We start from the raw sequence: 16,084 nt of genomic DNA, 5'->3' as shown, positions 1-16,084 counted from the left end.
GCGCCCGCCAACAGCACGAGGCCGACGACCGCCGCGAGCCAGACCAGAACGGCGTGGCCGCCGTAGCGCACGCGCGTGAGGCCGTAGACGTCCTCCACGAGCCGCAGCCGCAGATGGGCGCTCAGGAGCACGACGAGCGTGAGCACGCAGAGTGCGGCGAGCAGCCCGCGGACGGCTCGGTCGCGGTGACGGGCGGCGACCCCGACGACGGCGAGGGTCAGGGTCGCGACGACGAGGAGCTGGAGGAACCCGGCCCGGGCGTAGTCGCCGTAGCCGAGGTCGTCGGTCACCGCCACGTGGTCCGCGCCGCCGAACAGCACGGGGGCCTGGACGGCGACGAACGCGGCGAACAGGGCCACGAGGGCACCGAGGGCGATCAGCGTCTCGACGCGGCCCGGCGTGCGGGACCGCCGGGCGGCGGTGACGGGCCCGTGGACGGCCGCGAGCCGCACCAGCGCGGCGGCGATCGTCCCCGCGAGGGCCCCGAAGCCGAGGCGTCGCGTCCACGAGGCCGGGTCGACGCCCACGTTCAGGAGGTCCCCCGTCGCGTCGGCGAACGCGGGGTCCGCCGACGCGAACAGGGCCCCGAAGCCGCCGACGAGCAGCGCCGCCATCCCGACGCCGCGCACGACCGCGGCCCACGGCACGCCGGCCGCGGCCGGCACGCGCCGTCGCGCCGACCGCCCCAGGAGCGCCGCCCCGCCGGCCAGCCGGAACGGTGCCAGGACGACGGTCAGGAGCGCGGGCCAGGCGGCGGGGCGCCGCACGGCCGCGGCACCGGCGACGAGCGCGCCGGTCCCGCAGGCCGCCGCGACCCAGCCCGCGTCGCGCAGCGTCGGCTGCAGGGCCAGGCCGACGGCGAGGACGAGCGCCGGGCGGTCCACGCGCCGCGGGGCCGCGAGGGCGCCGGCGGCGATCGCGGCGAGCAGCGTCACGGTGACGGCCAGGCCCACGCGGTTGCCGGCCACGAGGACGGCGGCGACGAGGGCTGCGCCGGCGGCGCAGGCGAGGGAGCTTCGGGACACGGGTGATCCTCCGCGGACGGGTGGGTGGTTCGGACGTGGGGCACCGGCGCCCGGCGGGCGGCGGCGTGCTGGTAGGGCGGGCACGGGCGGCGCCGCCCCGGGGGCTCAGGGCAGGTCGACGACGACCCGAAGCCCGTGCGGGTCGGCGGGCTCGGCGCGGATCGAGCCGCCGTGCAGCTCGACCACGGAGCGGGCGATCGCCAGGCCGAGACCGGATCCGGGCGTGGTGCGGGAGTGGTCCGCGCGGGCGAAGCGCTCGAAGACGCGCTCCGCGTCGCCCGGGTCAAGGCCCGGCCCGCGGTCTTCGACGACGAGCCGGAGGCCCCCGGCGGGCGTCCCGCGAGCGCGGACGGCGACCGGGGCGCCGGGGGCATGGCGGCGCGCGTTCTCCAGCAGGTTGCCGAGGACCTGGCCGAGCCGGTCCGGATCGCCGTGGACGACGAGGTCGCCGGGCACGTCCCGCTCGACGTGCGCGTCGCCCCGCAGGAGCGCGGCGTCGAGCAGCTCCGTCACGGGCACGGTCCGGCGCCGCAGCGTCGCCGCCCCCGCCTCGAGCCGCGACAGATCCAGGAGCTGGTCGGTGAGGTCGCCCAGCCGCCGGACCTGCCCGAGCAACGCCCCGGGGTCCGCCGGCGCCACGCCGTCGACCGCGTTCTCGAGCACGGCCCGCAGCGCCCCGAGCGGGGTGCGCAGCTCGTGCGCGGCGTCCGCGACGAGATCGCGGCGGATGCGGTCGGTCTCCTCGAGCTCGGCGGCCATCCGGTTGAAGGCGTGGCCGAGCTGCGCCACCTCGTCGCGGCCGCGGACGCGCACCCGCACCCCGTGCTCCCCGCCGGCCACGCGGTCGGCCGCGGCGGCGAGCGCCCGCAGCGGGGCGGTCGTGCCGCGGGCGACGACCTGCACGGTCAGGAGGGACAGCGCGAGGGCGGCGAGCGCGCCGTAGCGCAGCTGCACGTCGAGCAGGCCGGCGACGACCATCGTCGCGAGCGTCACCCCGATCGCCAGGACGATGAGGAGGCCCAGGCGCAGCTTGAGCGACGCGAGCCGGTCGAGTGGTCGCGGAGCGCTCACGCGCCGTCCCCCAGCGCGTAGCCGTGGCCGGAGACCGTCCGCACCACCCCTGCCCCCAGCTTGCGGCGCAGCGCGGCGACGTGGGAGTCGACGGTGCGCGTGGCGCCGCCTCCCCGCCACGCCCAGACCTCGGCGAGCAGCTCGTCACGGGAGTACGCGCGGCCGGGGCGGGCGGCGAGCGTGGCGAGCAGGTCGAGCTCCGTGGGCGTCAGAGGCACCTCGGCCCCGTCCCGCAGGAGCCGGCGGCCGTCGAGGTCGAGCACGTCGTGCCCGATCGCGACCCTGGCGGCGCGGGGCTGCTCCGGCGTCCGGGCGGTGCGGCGCAGCACGACGTGGATGCGGGCCACGAGCTCTCGCGGGCTGAACGGCTTGACGACGTAGTCGTCGGCCCCGATCCCGAGGCCGACGAGCACGTCTGCCTCGGCGTCGCGGGCCGTGAGGAAGATGACCGGCACCGGCCGGTCGGCCTGGATCCGCCGGCACGCCTCGACGCCGTCGAACCCGGGGAGCATCCAGTCCAGGAGCACCAGGTCGGGCGCGACGCGGGCGCAGAGCGCGACCCCGTCCGGGCCCGACCCGGCGACCTCGACCCCGAACCCCTCGGCGCGCAGCCGCGCGGCCACCGCGCCGGCGATCGTCGCGTCGTCCTCCACCACCACGATCGTCCGCCGGCTCATCGGGGGCGATGCTACGGGGCGACCCATGGCCGTCGGGTGGGCGGGGTGTGCGGATCCTGTGCAGATCCGCCGCCGCGGAGCGCTCAGGCGGCGGCGGGCTGCCCGTCGATGCCGAGCTCGACCGCGAGCGGCTCGAGCGCGGCGATCACGACGGTCATGTGCTCGTCCGGGTCCACCCCCAGCTCCTCCGCGCCGAGGACGATGTCGCCACGATCCACGGCGGCGGCGAACGACGCCGTCTTGAGCTTCTTCTTCACGGACTTCGGGGTCAGGCCGTGGATGCCCTGGGGCCGGACCTTGGCGCACGCCATCACGAAGCCCGAGAGCTCGTCAACGGCGAACAGCGTGCGGGCCAGCGGGGTCTTTCGCGGGACGCCCATGTACGGGGCGTGGCCCGCGATGGCGTCGAGCATCTCCGGCGGCGCGTCGCGGTCGGCGAGCTCCTTCAGGATGACCCGCGGGTGACCGGTCTCCAGGTCGGGGTGGCGCTCGTAGTCGGCGTCGTGGAGCAGGCCGGTGACGCCCCAGAGCTCCTCGTCCTCCCCGCCCCGGACGGCGTAGGCGCGCATGGAGGCCTCGACCGCCAGGCAGTGGCGCCGGAGCGACGTCTCCTCCACCCACTCCTGCAGGAGGGTCCAGGCCTGATCACGCGAGAGGGGCTGAGGCATGTCCCCATTCGTAGCGGAACGGCTCAGTCGGCGGGCGTCTGCGTCGGCCCGCCTGCCGGCAGCACGACGACGAACGCCGTGCCCCCGTCGATGCCGTCGGCCACCCGCACCGAGCCGCCGTGCGCGTCGACGATCGCCTTCGTGATCGTCAGCCCCAGACCCGTTCCGGGGATCGCCCCCTCCGTCGCGGCGGGCGCGCGGTAGAACCGCTCGAACAGGTGCTCCCGGTCCTCCTCCGGGATGCCGATGCCGGAGTCCGCCACCTCGAGCACCACGGTGGCGTCCTCCGGCCGTGGCGCCACGCGGATCCGCACGAGGCCTCCGGGTGGCGTGAACTTGACGGCGTTGGCCAGCAGGTTGTCGACGGCCTGCGCCATCCGGGTGGCGTCCACGCGGACGGGCGACGGCTGCACCTCGGCCCGGACCTCCACATCCTTCGCGCTCGCGGCCGCCTGTGCGCTCTGGGCCGCGTCCGCGGCGATCGTCGCGAGGTCCTCCTCCCGCGGCTGTACGGTGAAGCGCCCCGACTCGGCCCGCGCGACCGTCAGGAGGTCGTCGACCAGGCGCAGCAGGCGGTCGACGTTGCGGCGGATCATCCCCGTCCAGTGCCGCTGGCCCGCCGTCGGCTCCTCCGTCTCGTCCTCGAGCAGGTCGGTGGCGGCCACCACGGAGGACAGCGGCGTGCGCAGCTCGTGGGTGACCGTGGCGACGAACTCGTCGCGCACCCGCTCGAGTTCGTGCTCCTCCGTCGTCTCGCGCCACGTCGTCAGCCAGCCGAGCGGCTCCTCGGTCGGGCTGAACACCGGGTCGGTGCGCGACGTGAACCAGCGCCCGTCGTCGGGGTCGTGCAGGTCGATCTCCGCCCGGGCGTCGGACACGGCGGTGGCCCCCGCGATCTGGGCCTCGGCCGTACCCCGGTCGACGGCGAGCTCCAGCACCCGGGTGATGCGGTCCTCCATGGCGCCGCCCAGAGGGATCCGCAGGTCCTCCCACAGCTCGCGCAGGCGGCGGTTGGCCGTGACGACCTGTTGGTCGGGCCCGAAGAGGACGACCCCGAAGTTGCTGGCCTCGAGGACCGCGGCGTTGATGCCCGCCAGCCGGGCGACGCGGCGCTCCTCGATCGTGCGCGCCAGGGCGACGGCGGCCTGCTCCCCCAGCCGCCGTCCGCGTGCGACGTCGGCGGCGGAGAACGGGTGGTCGGCGAGCCGGCCCACGGCGACGACGCCGAGCACCTCGTCGCCCTGCCGCAACGGGATCGCGAGCTCGTGGCGGACCCGGACGGGCCCCCCGAGCCCGTCGACGGCGAGGCGGGCGTCGGCGCGACCCGCCACGACCGGCTCGCCGTCGGCCATGACGCGGCCCACGGCGCCCGCGCCGGGCTCCACGGACTCCGGGACCGCGGAGGCGACGGCACCGGTCAGGCCGACCTGCCGGGGCGTCGCCCCGCCGTGGCCGACCCACAGGACGGCGGCGTCGCCGCCCAGGTCGTGGACGATCTCCTCGACCACGACGCCGGCCAAGTCCGGCAGGCCGCTCGCGGCGACGAGCCTCTCGACGAACCGGTGCAGGGCGCTCACCCAGGCCTTCTCGTCCTCGAGTGCCGCCACCGTGCTCTCGAGGTCGTCGCGCTGGGCGTCGATGGCCGCCAGCTGGGCCTCGTGCGTCCCGCGCCGCTCGCGCAGCGCGCGGACCATGACGTTCAGGTCCCGCTCGAGATCGCCGACCTCGTCCGCGGACCGCTCGGGCACGGTCGCGCGGAGGTCGCCGCCGGTGACGCGGTCCACGGCGTCCGCGAGCGCGCGGGCCGGGCGGACGACCGAGCGCACGAGCGAGGCCCCGAATCCCAGCACGAGGAGCCCGCACGCGATGGCGCCGACGACACCCGCCGCGATGGCCCGGCGGCCGGCGCGGTCGGCCCGCTTGCGGGTACGGTCGGCGTCGGCCTGCTGCCCGCGGACGAAGACGGTGTAGGCCCCGCGCAGCCGCTCCACGGCGTCGAGCGCATCGCCCGCCCCGATGCGTCGACGGGCCGCCGGCAGGTCGCGCCGGGCCAGCTCGACCACGGGCACCGCCCAGCGGGACTCGTACTCCCGGATGGCGGCGGTCACGGCGGCGACCTGCCACCCCTCGGCCCGGCCGTCGGCGGCCCCGGCCGCCTGCGCCAGCAACCCCGGCAGCACCCGGCGGGCCTCGTTGAAGGGCCCCAGCAGCCGTTCGTCGCCCGAGACGAGGAACCCCCGCTCCCCCGTCTCGAGGTCGGTGACGACCCGCTGGATGCGGTTGGCCAGGGCGATGTCGCGCTCCGCGGCCGCGCTCGCCCGTCCCGCATCACGCAGGGCGACCACGCCGAGCGCGAGGGCAGCGACGATGACGGCCACGAGCGCCGCGGCGGCGACCGAGACGAGGCCGATGCGGCGCCCGAGCCCGCGGGTCACGGGCCGGGCCGCGACGGCTGCGGTGGGTGCGGGGCGCCGACGGGCAGGGTCACAGGATGTCGAACTCGACGGCGGGCGTACATCGTCCGATTGGCGGATACGCCCACCGGCGGTTCCCGCGGCCCGGGTCCGTCATGATCGACCGGTGACCGACCACGGCGACCGCCAGGACATCGAGACCCGCGCGGACGTCGAGCGCCTGGTGCGCGCCTTCTACGGCCGCGCGCTGACCGACCCGGTCATCGGCTTCCTCTTCGTCGACGTCGCGCGTCTGGACCTCGAGGCGCACGTCCCCGTCATCACGTCGTTCTGGGAGACGATCCTGCTCGGCGCGCGCTCGTACGCCGGGGGCGCGTTCCGGCCCCACGCCGCGCTCAACGCCCAGGTGCCGCTGCGCTCCGGCCACTTCGAGCGCTGGCTGCTGCTGTGGCGCACCACGGTCGACGAGCTCTTCGTCGGCCAGCGCGCCGAGCTGGCCAAGGCGCACGCCCAGCGTGTGGCCCGCGCGTTCCACGGGCGTCTGCAGGGCGCGGCGCCCGCCGCGCCGGCCGGGGCGGACGGCCTCACGGTGACCAGGCACCCGGCAGCCGGCGCGCTGGCGGTGACGCGCCACGGCGGTTCGGGCGGGCGCTGACCGACGTCCGACGGTCCCGACGGCCGACGGCGCTCAGCCCACGGGGGTCGGCGTGCCGAAGCGCTTGGCGTTGCGGGCGCGTGCCTTCGCGGCCTCCGCCTCGCGGTCCCTCGGCGGCGCGGTCGTCACGAGCGCGTCGAGCAGCTCCGTCGTGATCCGCGTCACCTCCTCCACCGCGTGGTCGAACGCCGCCCGGTTGGCCTGGGAGGGAGCCGTCGAGCCGCTCACCTTGCGGACGTACTGCAGCGCGGCCGCCCGCACCTCGTCGTCCGTCGCGGCGGGCGCGAAGTTGTGCAGGGTGCGGATGTTGCGGCACATGCGACCAGCGTACGCCGCCCACACCCGTTCGTCATCCCGTTCCGTGCAGGGATCGCGACCGTCCGCGTCGACCGCCCGGCCTCTGCGGGGCCGTCACCGACCCCACGCGAGGAGCACGTCGGCGGTGCGCCCGGCGTCCCCGGCGGCGCGCGCGCCGTCCCGCTCCCGGACCCCGACGGCGGCGGGACCGTCCGTGGTGGCGGCGAGGCGCGCCTCGTCCAGATTCTCCGCGACCAGCCGGGCGGGACCGTCGCCGGTGATCCACGACTGCTCCACGAGGCCCGTGTCGCCACCGCCGCGCGGCACCTTCGTCGACCACAGGTGGAGGACGCGCCCGGCGGACGACCACGTGCTGTCCACCAGGGACGGCGGGCGCCGGGCGGCCGGCACGCCGTCCGGCCGCGGGGGCCGTGGCGCCGGGAGCGAGCGCCGCCCGTCGGCCGGCACGCGTCCCGTCGCGTCGAGCCGCAGCTCGGGGTTCCACGGGCCACGCGAGACGGCGACGCGGTCCCCGCCGGTCGCCGCCGCCCGCAGTGGTGCGACGGCTCCGCCCGTGGCGACGGTCCGCCATCCGCCGCGCGGCCGGAGCCGGGCGTCGAGGGCCAGCGTCCGTACGCGCGTCGTGGCGTTCGGGACCTCCGGCCGCTCCGCGGCCACGACGACCGTGCCGTCCCGGGTCGACGCGAGCCCGAGCACGGGACGGCGGCCGGGCGACGGCAGCGCCGCGGCCCGCCCCGGCACGCCGTCCGCGTCCACCCGCCGGACGCCCAGACGCGGGCCGCCGCCGACCGCCCAGGCCACGACGAACCCGCCGTCGGGCGCCGGCGCGACCGCCGTGGTCGAGCCGTCCTCGTCGCGCACCGCGCGCGGCAGCCCCGTCGCCACGGTCACCCGGCGCGCCGGCACGTCGGGCCCGTTGAGGACCCCTTCGATCCGGTCCCCCTGTCGCCAGACGGCCAGCACCCCCCGACCCGAACCCGCGGCCGCCAGCCGCAGCGCCTGAACGCACGGCGCGGACGAGGACAGGGGGGCGCAGGGCGTCGTGGCCACGAGGCGGGGAGCGACCGCCGGCCGCGGCCGGTCGTCCGCGGACGCCGCGAGCGCGAGGCCGCCGAGGACCAGCGCGACCGCCGCGGCCGGCGCCAGGAGCAGCGGCCGCGGGGTGGCGGCGGGTGTCGTACGCCGCCGTTCGACGGCCCGCCAGGCCCGCAACGCCGCCACGACCACGCCCAGCGCCACCGCGAGGATCACCAGGCCGACGACGGCCGGCCCGGCGCTCGGCCCGCGGCCGTCGCAGCTCGTGCCGCAGACGGCGGAGAAGACGACGAGGAGGAGCGCCAGGAACGCCAGCGCGGCCGCGGCGCCCGCGGCGAACGCGACGAGCAGCACCTGCGTCAGGTTCTGCGTCGGCGTCCCGCGCCGGGCGTCCGGCCGGACGGCGTGGCCGAGGGCCGACAGGGCCAGCAGCACGGCGACGATCTCGAGGTCCTCCCCGTGGTCGCCGCGCAGCAGTGCGATCCCCGCCACGAGCGCGGCGGGACCGAGGACCGCCCACCACGTCCGCAGCGCCATCGGGGCATCCTCGCGCACCGGGGGCGCGGAGGCCCGGCGGCGTTCAGGCCACGTCGGCCTCGACCTCGCGGTTCCACTCCGCCTTGCTCGACTGCCAGCCGTCCTCGTCGAGCGTGCGCTTCCAGTAGCCCGAGATCGAGAGCGCCTCCTTGGGCACGCCGCGATCGACGAGCAGGTGCCGGCGCAGCGCCCGCACCGCCGCGGCCTCCCCGTGGACGAAGCCGTGCACCGCGCCCGCGGGGAAGTCGAGCGCGCGGACGGCGTCCAGCAGCAGCTCGCCCTCGCCGGCACGGCCCTCGCGGTGCAGCCAGGTGACCTCGAGGTCCCCCGCGCTCTCCAGGGGCTGCTCCTCCGCGGCGTCGTCGACCTCGAGCACCACGCGGACGGGGACGTCTGCCGGGATCCTCTTCAGCGACGCGGCGACGGCGGGGATGACGCAGGCGTCGCCGACGAGGAGGTGCCAGTCCGCCTCGGAGTCGGGCGCGTAGGCGCCGCCGGGCCCCAGCAGCTGCAGGACGTCGCCGGGTTGCGCCGCGGCGGCCCACGGGCCGGCGAGGCCGGTGTCGCCGTGGTGGACGAAGTCGATCGTCAGCTCGAGCGCGGACGGGTCCCACGACCGCACGGTGTAGGTGCGCGTGCGCGGCCACTGCTCCCGCGGCAGCTCGCCGCGGACCTGCTCGAGGTCGTAGTCGGGGCCGTAGGGCGCGTCGGCGGGCGGGAACAGCAGCTTCACGTAGTGGTCGGTGAAGGTGTCGGCGGCGAACCCGTGCAGGCCGTCGCCGCCGAGGACGACGCGGACCATGTGCGGGGTGAGGCGCTCCGTGCGACGCACGACGGCGTGACGGGCCCGTCGGACGGGACGGGCGACGGGCGGGGCGGAGGGGTCGGCCATGAGGGCGGCTCCGGTGATCGAGGACGGCGTGCGCGCCGATGCGTTAGGGACACCTTACAGCCCGGCCCGGGTGCCCCGAGCCCCCGCACCGTCCCCACACGCCAACGCCCCACGGCGCTCGGGGCGGGGCCCGGCCCCCACCCGCGTGTGCCCGGAGGCGATCCGGGTAGGGGTCCCGGCATGTCGCGACTGGTACTGCAGGGACGTGGCGTGCTCGTCACGGGGGCCGCCGGGGGCATCGGGAGCGCGATCGCCCGGCGTCTCGTCAGCATGGGCGCCCGACCGATCCTCCTCGACCTGCCCGGGGACCGCCTCGACGCGATCGCGGCCGAGCTCGGTCCGCGAGCGGTCCCTGCGCCCGCCGACGTGCGCGATCGCCATCAGGTGATCGCCGCCGTCGACGCCGCGGCCGAGCAGACGGACGGGATCGTGGCCGCCGTCATCGGCGCTGGGCTCGTGCGCCCGGAGACCCTCGTCGCCCAGAGCGAGGACGACGCCCGGATGGTCATCGACGTCAACCTCTACGGCACGCTCTGGTCGTTCCAGGCCGCGATGCCCCACATCGACCGGCAGGGCGGCCATGCCCTGGCGATCTCGTCCGTCGCGGGCATCGCCCCCATCCCGCTATCCGGCGTCTATCCGCCGACGAAGGCGGCCATCGCCAACCTCGTCGCCACGGTGCGGACGGAGGCGATGAACCGGCCGACGAGCGCCGGCATCGTCTACCTCGCAGCGGTCGACACGCCGATGAACCAGGACGTCCAGAAGGACCCGCGCGCGTCCCGGGCGATGAAGAACTCCTTCGGGTTCCTCACGAAGGTGCTGACGGCCGACGACGTCGCCGCCCGGATCATCCGGGGCCTCGAGCGCCGCAGCCGCGTGATCACGGCCCCGCGCTGGCAGGCCCCGGCGGCGTGGCCGCAGACCGTCGTCAACGTCGTCGCCGAGTGGTTCATGGGCCGCACGGGCCTGCGCGCCGAGCTGCCGGGTGGGAAGGACGCAGAACGGGCACTGACGACGCGAGCGGAAGACACGAGCGCGTCCGAGAAGGGCTCGCCTGACGAGGTGGCAGCAGCATGAGCAAGATCGATCTGAACGGCAAGGGCGTCCTGGTCTCGGGCGCGACGGGCGGGATCGGCCAGGCGGTCGCCCGCGAGCTGGCCGAACGCGGAGCGAAGGTCGCGCTGATGGCGCGCCCGACGGAGCGGCTCGAGGCCGCGGTGGACGAGCTGAAGGAGTTCGGCGCGATCGCGGCCCCCGCGGACGTCACGGACCGGGCCCAGGTCGTGCAGGCGACGGACGAGGCGGCCGAGGCGTTCGGCGGCCTGATCGCCGTGATCGCCGGCGCCGGCGTCGTCAAGCCCGCCCTCATCGGCGACCAGCCCGAGGAGGACGCCCGGAACGTCATCGACGTCAACTTCTACGGCACCCTCTGGGCGATCCAGGCGGCGCTCCCCCACGTCGACCGCTCCGGCGGCCACCTGCTGGCGCTGGCGTCGATCTCGGGCATCACCCCTGTTCCGCTGACCGGTCTCTACTCGGCGTCGAAGGCCGCGGTCGGCGAGCTCATGGCACAGCTGCGCATGGAGCTCATGCACCGCGAGGCGACCGCCGGGACGGTCTACCTGGGGATGGTCGAGACGGAGATGTCCGACCAGGTCAAGGAGGACCCCCGCATCGAGCGGGCGCTCGACAGCACCCCGGGCGGCGTCACGAAGCCCCTGCCGGTCGACAACGCGGCCCGCCGTGTCGTCCGCGCCGTCGAGCACCGCGAGCGTGCGGTCGTGACGCCTGCGTGGCAGATGCCGTTCGCCGCGCCGCAGCTGGGCATGCAGGCGGTCGTCGAGCTGGGGATGAAGGCCACCGCGCTCGCCCGCGAGCTCCCGGGCCGCCGTGCGCGCGCCCCGTTCGACGAGAGCGCCAAGGAGGACTGAGGGCCCCGCCGCCCCGCGCGCGTCCAGGACTCCGCTCCGCCGCCGGCCGACATCGCGCGGCCCTCCGGGAACGACGACGCCCCCGCCGCGGATGCGACGGGGGCGGATGCCGGAGTGGACGATGCTCTCCCGGATGGCTCGGGGCGTGCGGGCGCGGAGCCCGCGGGGCGGATCAGGCGCCGGTCGGCACCGTGATCTTGGCGACGCCGATGACGAGGCCGGCCTTCAGGTCCTCGATGCCGAACGTCTGGTTCAGCAGGTCGGCGGCCTCCTGCTTGAGCTTGACCGTCGTGCCCTCGAGCACGGCCTTCGTGTCGTTCGACGTGAGGCGGAGCGGCTCGAGCGTGCCACCGTCGAGGAAGAACAGCGGGGCGGACTCGGCGGCGACCTCGCCGTCGACGGAGACCTTGCCGGTCAGCACGGACGCGCCCGGGTCGATCTTGAAGTCGGTGAGCTCGACCTTCTTGCCACCGGCCTCGAGGGACAGACCGGAGCCGTCGTGGCTCAGCTCGCCCTGCACGAACGGGGACACGGTGCCCGGCTCGTAGTACGTGACGTTGCCGCCGGTGACGGGGAACGTCGCGACGCCCTTGTCGCTGATCTTCGCGTCGCCGACGGGGCCGGGCGTGACCTTGAGCGAGGTCAGCGCGTCGATGAAGCCGGAGTCGAGCGTGACGCCCGTGGTGCCGCCCGTGACGTCCTTGACCTCGGCGGCGGGCTTCGGGGCTGCGCTCTGCGTCGACGCGGTGGAGGAGGAGGCGGAGGACGACTCGGAGTCGTCGCTGCCGCACGCCGAGACACCGAAGGCCAGGACGCCCGTGGCGGCCAGAGCCGGGAGCGTCCGGGTGAAGAGGGAGCTGCGGAAGTGGCTGTTGATCATGCAAGGAGTAACGGCGAAGACCCGAGACTGGATGCCTCGAGAAGGAACGACTTCACGTCGGGGCGGCCGGCCGACGGGCGGCCGGCCGCCCCGACGCGGGCTCAGCCGAGCTCGTCGACCGGCACGGCCGTGAGCTTCGTGTCCATCGTGTTGGCCAGCTCAGCGCCGGTCGTGCACGTGATTCGCAGCGGGCTCAGCTGGCTCGCGGTCGCGGCGGCGGTGAGCATCAGGGGCGTCCGGGACTCCCCCACGCCGTTGGCGAGGTGCCGGGCCGTGTCGATGACGGTCGCGCCGGACAGCAGGTCGCAGCGCACGAGCGAGTCGTCCTGGGTCGCGAGCGTGAGCTTCGCGCTCACCAGATACGTCCCCTGCGGCACGACCTTCGACACGATTTGCGACTCCGTGTTGATCGGCAGGTTGTCCGAGCCCGCCGAGGTCCGGTAGACCTTGATGAGCCCGGCCGGGCCCTGCGCGCCGTCGACGCCGTTCGCGCCCGGAGCACCGGGTTCACCGGGGGCACCGGGGGCACCCGTGTCGCCCTTCGCACCCTGCGGGCCCTGGGCCCCCTGGGGTCCGGCCGGACCCGCCGGCCCGGCGGCGCCGGAGGACTTGAGGGTGGCGAGGGCCGACGCGCTGAGGTCCGAGGCGCTCAGCGAGCGGTTCTTGATGTCGGAGCCCGTCAGGGACGAGCTCTTGACGTCGGCGCCGGTCACGGTGTTGTTCTTGATCTCCTTGCCGCTGATCATCGTCGCGGCCGTGGCGGTGCCGGAGAGCGCGACGAAGAGCGCGAGGAAGGAGACCGCGGTGGACGTCTGGGGACGGCGACGGCGGCGGGGTTCAGTGGGGGTCATGGGGAAGCTCCAGGGATGGGGTGGTGGGACGCGCGCCCTCCGCGACGACCGCCAGGGCCGCCGCCAGCTCGACCCAGCCGCGGAACGGCAGCCGGCGACCGTGGTCGTCGGTGACGCTGCCGCTGACGGGCTCGTCGAACGAGTCGAACTGACACCGGACGGTGATCGGCGACTCGGGCACAGCTGCACCCTCTCGGTGCACGCCGTCCACGTCATGAGGGGTGACCCCCCTGACTTGGCCCCTGGGGGGTCAGAGCGCGGTGGCGAGTGCCTCTCGCGACCCCACGCCGAGCTTCGCGTACACCCGCGTGAGGTGGTTCTCCACCGTCTTCGGGGTGACGAACAGCTCCTGCGCGATCTCGCGGTTGGACCCGCCGGCCGCCGCGAGCTCCGCCACCCGTCGCTCCGACGGGGTCAACGCGTCGAACCGCAGCCGGGCCGACGCGACGCCGGCCACGGCCAGCTCCCCCGCCGCGGCGCGTGCGACCCCGTCGGCCCCGCACGCCACCGCCACCTCGAGCGCCGTCTCCAGGGCCGCACGACCGTCGCGCCGCTGCCCGGAGCGCAGCAGGGCGACACCGAGCTCATGGCGGGCCCGGGCCTCCTCCGTGCGCAGGTCCGAGCCCTGCAGCACGGCGACGGCGTCCTGCAGCCCCGCCGCGCGCTCGGGGACCGGCCCCGCGAGCGCCGAGGCGCGGAGCGCAACCCCCAGCGCCCCCGGCCGGCCCCACGAGCGGGCCCAGACCAGGTGCTCCGCCGCGTGGCTCCGGGCCTCCGCGTCCCGGCCCTCCCGGACCAGCGCCCGGGCCGCGAGCGCCCGCCACGCCAGCGCGCGCATCGGCGAGCCCGCGGCGTCGTCGTCCCGCAGCGGCGCGACGTCGGACAGCACGTCGGCCGTGCGCCCCTGCGCCTCGCGCAGCCGCAGCCGGGCCCACGGGATCCACCGCAGCACGGTCGGCCCACCCGGGCCGTGCTCCAGACCACCGGCGACCAGCGTCTCCTCCGCGGACGCCAGGGCACCCTGGTCGACGAGCGCCAGCACGACGTAGGCGGCGTTGACGGGCACCATCACGGGAGGGATCGCCCCGCGCCCGGCGGAGCGGGCGTCGGCCTCGGCGTCGCGCGGCCGGCCCTCGTTCAGCGCGAGCACGGCGCGGGTCCCCAGCGCCCCGGCCCAGGCGAACGCGGAGCCGCGACGTCGCCCGTCGGAGAGCGCGTCCTCGATCGTGGCCCGTGCGGCGGCGTGGGCCTCGCACGTGAGCAGCGCGTAGGTGGCCATGTACCAGTGCAGTGCCTCGGAGGTGTCCTCGGCCACCAGCCGTCCCCCGCCGAGGGCGCGCTCGGCGAGCTCGACGACGACCGCCGGCGCCGCCCCCGTCGCGTGGCGCTCCTGCGCGAGCAGGGCGAGGATCGTGCGCTCGGCGCGCGTGTGGCCGGCGAGCCCGCCGTGGCGGCCCAGGTCGAGGCCGTGCGCCTGACCCGAGAGCCAGGCCAGCAGGGCGAGGTCCGCCTCGAGCTGCAGGGCGTCGTCCTCGCGGCCACCGGCGGTCAGGTCACCCACGGCCTGCCGCACCGTCTCCCGCGCGGCGCCCATGCCCGTGCGTGCGAACGCGGCGAACGCGCGGTCGCGGAGAGCGTCGGTCCTTGCGCCGTCGTCCGGCAGTCCCTCCAGGGCGTGGTCGAGGTGGCCGACGCCGTCGGCGAAGGCGCCCTGGCGGACCTCGGCCCGCCCGAGTGCGGCCAACACCGCCGGTCGCTCGCCGGGCCGCGGCGGCTCGGCGAGCGCCCGTCGCAGGTGCACGACGGCGGCCTCCGGCGCCCCGGAGCGGAGGGCCCGGGTGCCCGCCCGGTGCAGCAGCCCGACGACCGCCGGGTCGCCCTCCGGCACTGTGGCCAGGGCGTGGGGCACGAGCGCATCGTCGGGCGCCCCGCGGGCGGTGAGCGCCAGGAACGCCCGGCGGTGTGCGGCGGCGCGGTCCGACGGCGGGGTGTCCTCGGTGATCGCGGCCCGCACGAGCGGGTGCAGGAGCCGGAGCGGCGGCCCGCCCTCGAGCAGTCCGGCGGCGACGAGTGCGTCCACCCCGGCGGCGGCCTCCGCCGGCTCGAGGCCGGCCGTCGCGCCGGCGAGCGCCAGGTCACCCTCGCCGCCGAGCACCGCCACGGCCTGTGCGAGGGCGCGCGCCGGGGGGCCGAGGTGCCCGAGCCGCAGCAGCAACGACCGGCGCACCGCCGTCGGTCCCGTGTGGGCGACCGCCGCCGGGTCAACCTCCTCCGGCGCCGCGTGCGCGGCCGCCAGCTCGGTCGCGAGCTCGGTGGCGAAGAACGGGTTGCCGCCCGTCGCCGTGGCGCAGGCGGCCGCGAGCTCGTCGCTCGCCGGGGCCCCGAACGCGTCGGCCAGCAGCTGGCCGACCCCCGCGGGCGTGAGCTCGCCGGGGCGGACGACGTCGGGCCCGGCACAGGCCCGCAGCTCGTCCAACAGCGGCTGCGAGACGCCCGCCTCCGCCATGCGCGCGCCGACCAGCAGCCCCACGCGCAGCCCGTCGAGCCTGCGGGCGAGGTACGCGAGCGCCCGCAGCGACGCGGCGTCGGCCCAGTGCGCGTCGTCGACGACCAGCAGCAGCGGCGCCTCGTCGGCGAGGTGCGCGACGAGCCAGCCGAGCCCGTGCAGCAGGTCGGGCGACGGGTCGTGGACCGGTCCGGAGTCGCGCGGCGGCGGATGGGTGCCGATCACGCCCGCCGCGGGGGCCGCAGGCCCCGCCAGCAGCGCAGCACGACGCTCCTCCCCCGCGCCGAGCACGGCGCGCTCCACGAGCTGCCGGACGACGGCGTACTCCAGCTCGCGCTCCAGCACCCCTCCGCGGGCGCGGAGCACCCGCACGCCGCGGCGCCCGGCCTCGGCCCGAGCGCCCGCCAGGAGCGTGGTCTTGCCGATGCCCGCCGGCCCCTCGACCAGCAGCGCCCCGCCCTCGCCCGCCAACGCGCGGTCGAGCAGGGACTCGATCGCCGCCCGTTCGGCGTCGCGCTCCAGCGGGGCCCGATCGGCGCGCAGCATGCGCGCACCCTATGCGGTCGCCCGCGGCCCGTGTCCGGCGTACGCGCGAGCCGCCCCGATTGGGCGGCTCGGCGC

Annotated in this window: 15 protein-coding genes; 3 read left to right on the top strand and 12 right to left on the bottom strand. The window is 76.7% G+C overall.

What is annotated here, in order from left to right; genetic code table 11:
- From F593_RS28210 to F593_RS28205, 5 genes are all read right to left on the bottom strand, one after another.
- Window positions 1–1,025, bottom strand: a 1,025-nt coding sequence (locus F593_RS28210) for a DUF4153 domain-containing protein (protein WP_022928815.1), incomplete at its 3' end; no start/stop codon positions are given.
- A 105-nt stretch (window positions 1,026–1,130) separates the two neighbouring features.
- Entirely contained in the window at window positions 1,131–2,096 is a 966-nt protein-coding gene (locus F593_RS24385) for a HAMP domain-containing sensor histidine kinase (protein WP_022928814.1), read from the bottom strand.
- Window positions 2,093–2,773, bottom strand: a complete 681-nt coding sequence (locus F593_RS0111045) for a response regulator transcription factor (protein ID WP_022928813.1) — start codon at window positions 2,771–2,773, stop codon at window positions 2,093–2,095. Before F593_RS0111045 ends, F593_RS24385 begins: the two co-directional genes overlap by 4 nt.
- Window positions 2,774–2,856: 83 nt before the next feature.
- On the bottom strand, window positions 2,857–3,441 hold the full coding sequence (locus F593_RS0111040; RefSeq protein ID WP_022928812.1) for an HD domain-containing protein: 585 nt from the start codon (window positions 3,439–3,441) through the stop codon (window positions 2,857–2,859).
- 23 nt (window positions 3,442–3,464) lie between these two features.
- A complete protein-coding gene (locus F593_RS28205; protein ID WP_022928811.1) occupies window positions 3,465–5,876 on the bottom strand; it encodes an ATP-binding protein in 2,412 nt (803 codons plus the stop codon).
- 145 nt (window positions 5,877–6,021) lie between these two features.
- Here F593_RS28205 and F593_RS24375 point away from each other — a divergent pair, with 145 nt between their 5' ends.
- On the top strand, window positions 6,022–6,510 hold the full coding sequence (locus F593_RS24375; protein WP_022928810.1) for a group III truncated hemoglobin: 489 nt from the start codon (window positions 6,022–6,024) through the stop codon (window positions 6,508–6,510).
- A 33-nt stretch (window positions 6,511–6,543) separates the two neighbouring features.
- Here F593_RS24375 and F593_RS0111025 read toward each other — a convergent pair whose 3' ends face one another.
- The 3 genes from F593_RS0111025 to F593_RS0111015 form a co-directional block, all read right to left on the bottom strand.
- Window positions 6,544–6,828, bottom strand: coding sequence for a DUF2277 domain-containing protein (locus F593_RS0111025; RefSeq protein ID WP_022928809.1), 285 nt, complete (start codon window positions 6,826–6,828; stop codon window positions 6,544–6,546).
- A gap of 93 nt (window positions 6,829–6,921) precedes the next feature.
- Window positions 6,922–8,400: a hypothetical protein gene (locus F593_RS0111020; RefSeq protein WP_022928808.1), complete on the bottom strand. Its 1,479-nt coding sequence runs from the start codon at window positions 8,398–8,400 to the stop codon at window positions 6,922–6,924.
- A gap of 43 nt (window positions 8,401–8,443) precedes the next feature.
- On the bottom strand, window positions 8,444–9,292 hold the full coding sequence (locus F593_RS0111015) for a siderophore-interacting protein (RefSeq protein ID WP_022928807.1): 849 nt from the start codon (window positions 9,290–9,292) through the stop codon (window positions 8,444–8,446).
- A 180-nt stretch (window positions 9,293–9,472) separates the two neighbouring features.
- Here F593_RS0111015 and F593_RS28200 point away from each other — a divergent pair, with 180 nt between their 5' ends.
- Both F593_RS28200 and F593_RS0111005 read left to right on the top strand, forming a co-directional pair.
- On the top strand, window positions 9,473–10,372 hold the full coding sequence (locus F593_RS28200; RefSeq protein ID WP_022928806.1) for an SDR family oxidoreductase: 900 nt from the start codon (window positions 9,473–9,475) through the stop codon (window positions 10,370–10,372).
- A complete protein-coding gene (locus F593_RS0111005) occupies window positions 10,369–11,226 on the top strand; it encodes an SDR family oxidoreductase (RefSeq protein WP_022928805.1) in 858 nt (285 codons plus the stop codon). Before F593_RS28200 ends, F593_RS0111005 begins: the two co-directional genes overlap by 4 nt.
- Before the next feature lie 172 nt (window positions 11,227–11,398).
- On the opposite strand, the gene F593_RS0111000 is transcribed toward F593_RS0111005, so the two are convergent.
- From F593_RS0111000 to F593_RS0110985, 4 genes are all read right to left on the bottom strand, one after another.
- Window positions 11,399–12,106, bottom strand: coding sequence for a hypothetical protein (locus F593_RS0111000; RefSeq protein ID WP_022928804.1), 708 nt, complete (start codon window positions 12,104–12,106; stop codon window positions 11,399–11,401).
- 101 nt (window positions 12,107–12,207) lie between these two features.
- Window positions 12,208–12,957 carry a collagen-like triple helix repeat-containing protein gene (locus F593_RS24365; RefSeq protein WP_022928803.1) on the bottom strand — a complete coding sequence of 250 codons (750 nt, stop codon included), beginning with the start codon at window positions 12,955–12,957 and terminating at the stop codon, window positions 12,208–12,210.
- A complete protein-coding gene (locus tag F593_RS30830; RefSeq protein ID WP_022928802.1) occupies window positions 12,944–13,138 on the bottom strand; it encodes a hypothetical protein in 195 nt (64 codons plus the stop codon). The genes F593_RS24365 and F593_RS30830 overlap by 14 nt, the downstream gene beginning before the upstream one ends.
- Window positions 13,139–13,207: 69 nt before the next feature.
- Window positions 13,208–16,009 carry an ATP-binding protein gene (locus F593_RS0110985; protein ID WP_022928801.1) on the bottom strand — a complete coding sequence of 934 codons (2,802 nt, stop codon included), beginning with the start codon at window positions 16,007–16,009 and terminating at the stop codon, window positions 13,208–13,210.
- Window positions 16,010–16,084 lie beyond the last annotated feature (75 nt).

Source organism: Patulibacter americanus DSM 16676 (genome assembly GCF_000420025.1).
Lineage (GTDB): Bacteria > Actinomycetota > Thermoleophilia > Solirubrobacterales > Solirubrobacteraceae > Patulibacter > Patulibacter americanus.
This window is presented reverse-complemented; position numbering and strand designations above follow the sequence as displayed.

What these genes read in the sequence shown, in the direction of transcription:
- F593_RS0111045 (WP_022928813.1), bottom strand. Translation starts at nt 2,773, where the DNA reads ATGAGCCGGCGGACGATCGTGGTGGTGGAGGACGACGCGACGATCGCC.
- F593_RS0111040 (WP_022928812.1), bottom strand. Translation starts at nt 3,441, where the DNA reads ATGCCTCAGCCCCTCTCGCGTGATCAGGCCTGGACCCTCCTGCAGGAG.
- F593_RS0111025 (WP_022928809.1), bottom strand. Translation starts at nt 6,828, where the DNA reads ATGTGCCGCAACATCCGCACCCTGCACAACTTCGCGCCCGCCGCGACG.
- F593_RS0111020 (WP_022928808.1), bottom strand. Translation starts at nt 8,400, where the DNA reads ATGGCGCTGCGGACGTGGTGGGCGGTCCTCGGTCCCGCCGCGCTCGTG.
- F593_RS0111015 (WP_022928807.1), bottom strand. Translation starts at nt 9,292, where the DNA reads ATGGCCGACCCCTCCGCCCCGCCCGTCGCCCGTCCCGTCCGACGGGCC.
- F593_RS28200 (WP_022928806.1), top strand. Translation starts at nt 9,473, where the DNA reads ATGTCGCGACTGGTACTGCAGGGACGTGGCGTGCTCGTCACGGGGGCC.
- F593_RS0111005 (WP_022928805.1), top strand. Translation starts at nt 10,369, where the DNA reads ATGAGCAAGATCGATCTGAACGGCAAGGGCGTCCTGGTCTCGGGCGCG.
- F593_RS0111000 (WP_022928804.1), bottom strand. Translation starts at nt 12,106, where the DNA reads ATGATCAACAGCCACTTCCGCAGCTCCCTCTTCACCCGGACGCTCCCG.
- F593_RS24365 (WP_022928803.1), bottom strand. Translation starts at nt 12,957, where the DNA reads ATGACCCCCACTGAACCCCGCCGCCGTCGCCGTCCCCAGACGTCCACC.
- F593_RS0110985 (WP_022928801.1), bottom strand. Translation starts at nt 16,009, where the DNA reads ATGCTGCGCGCCGATCGGGCCCCGCTGGAGCGCGACGCCGAACGGGCG.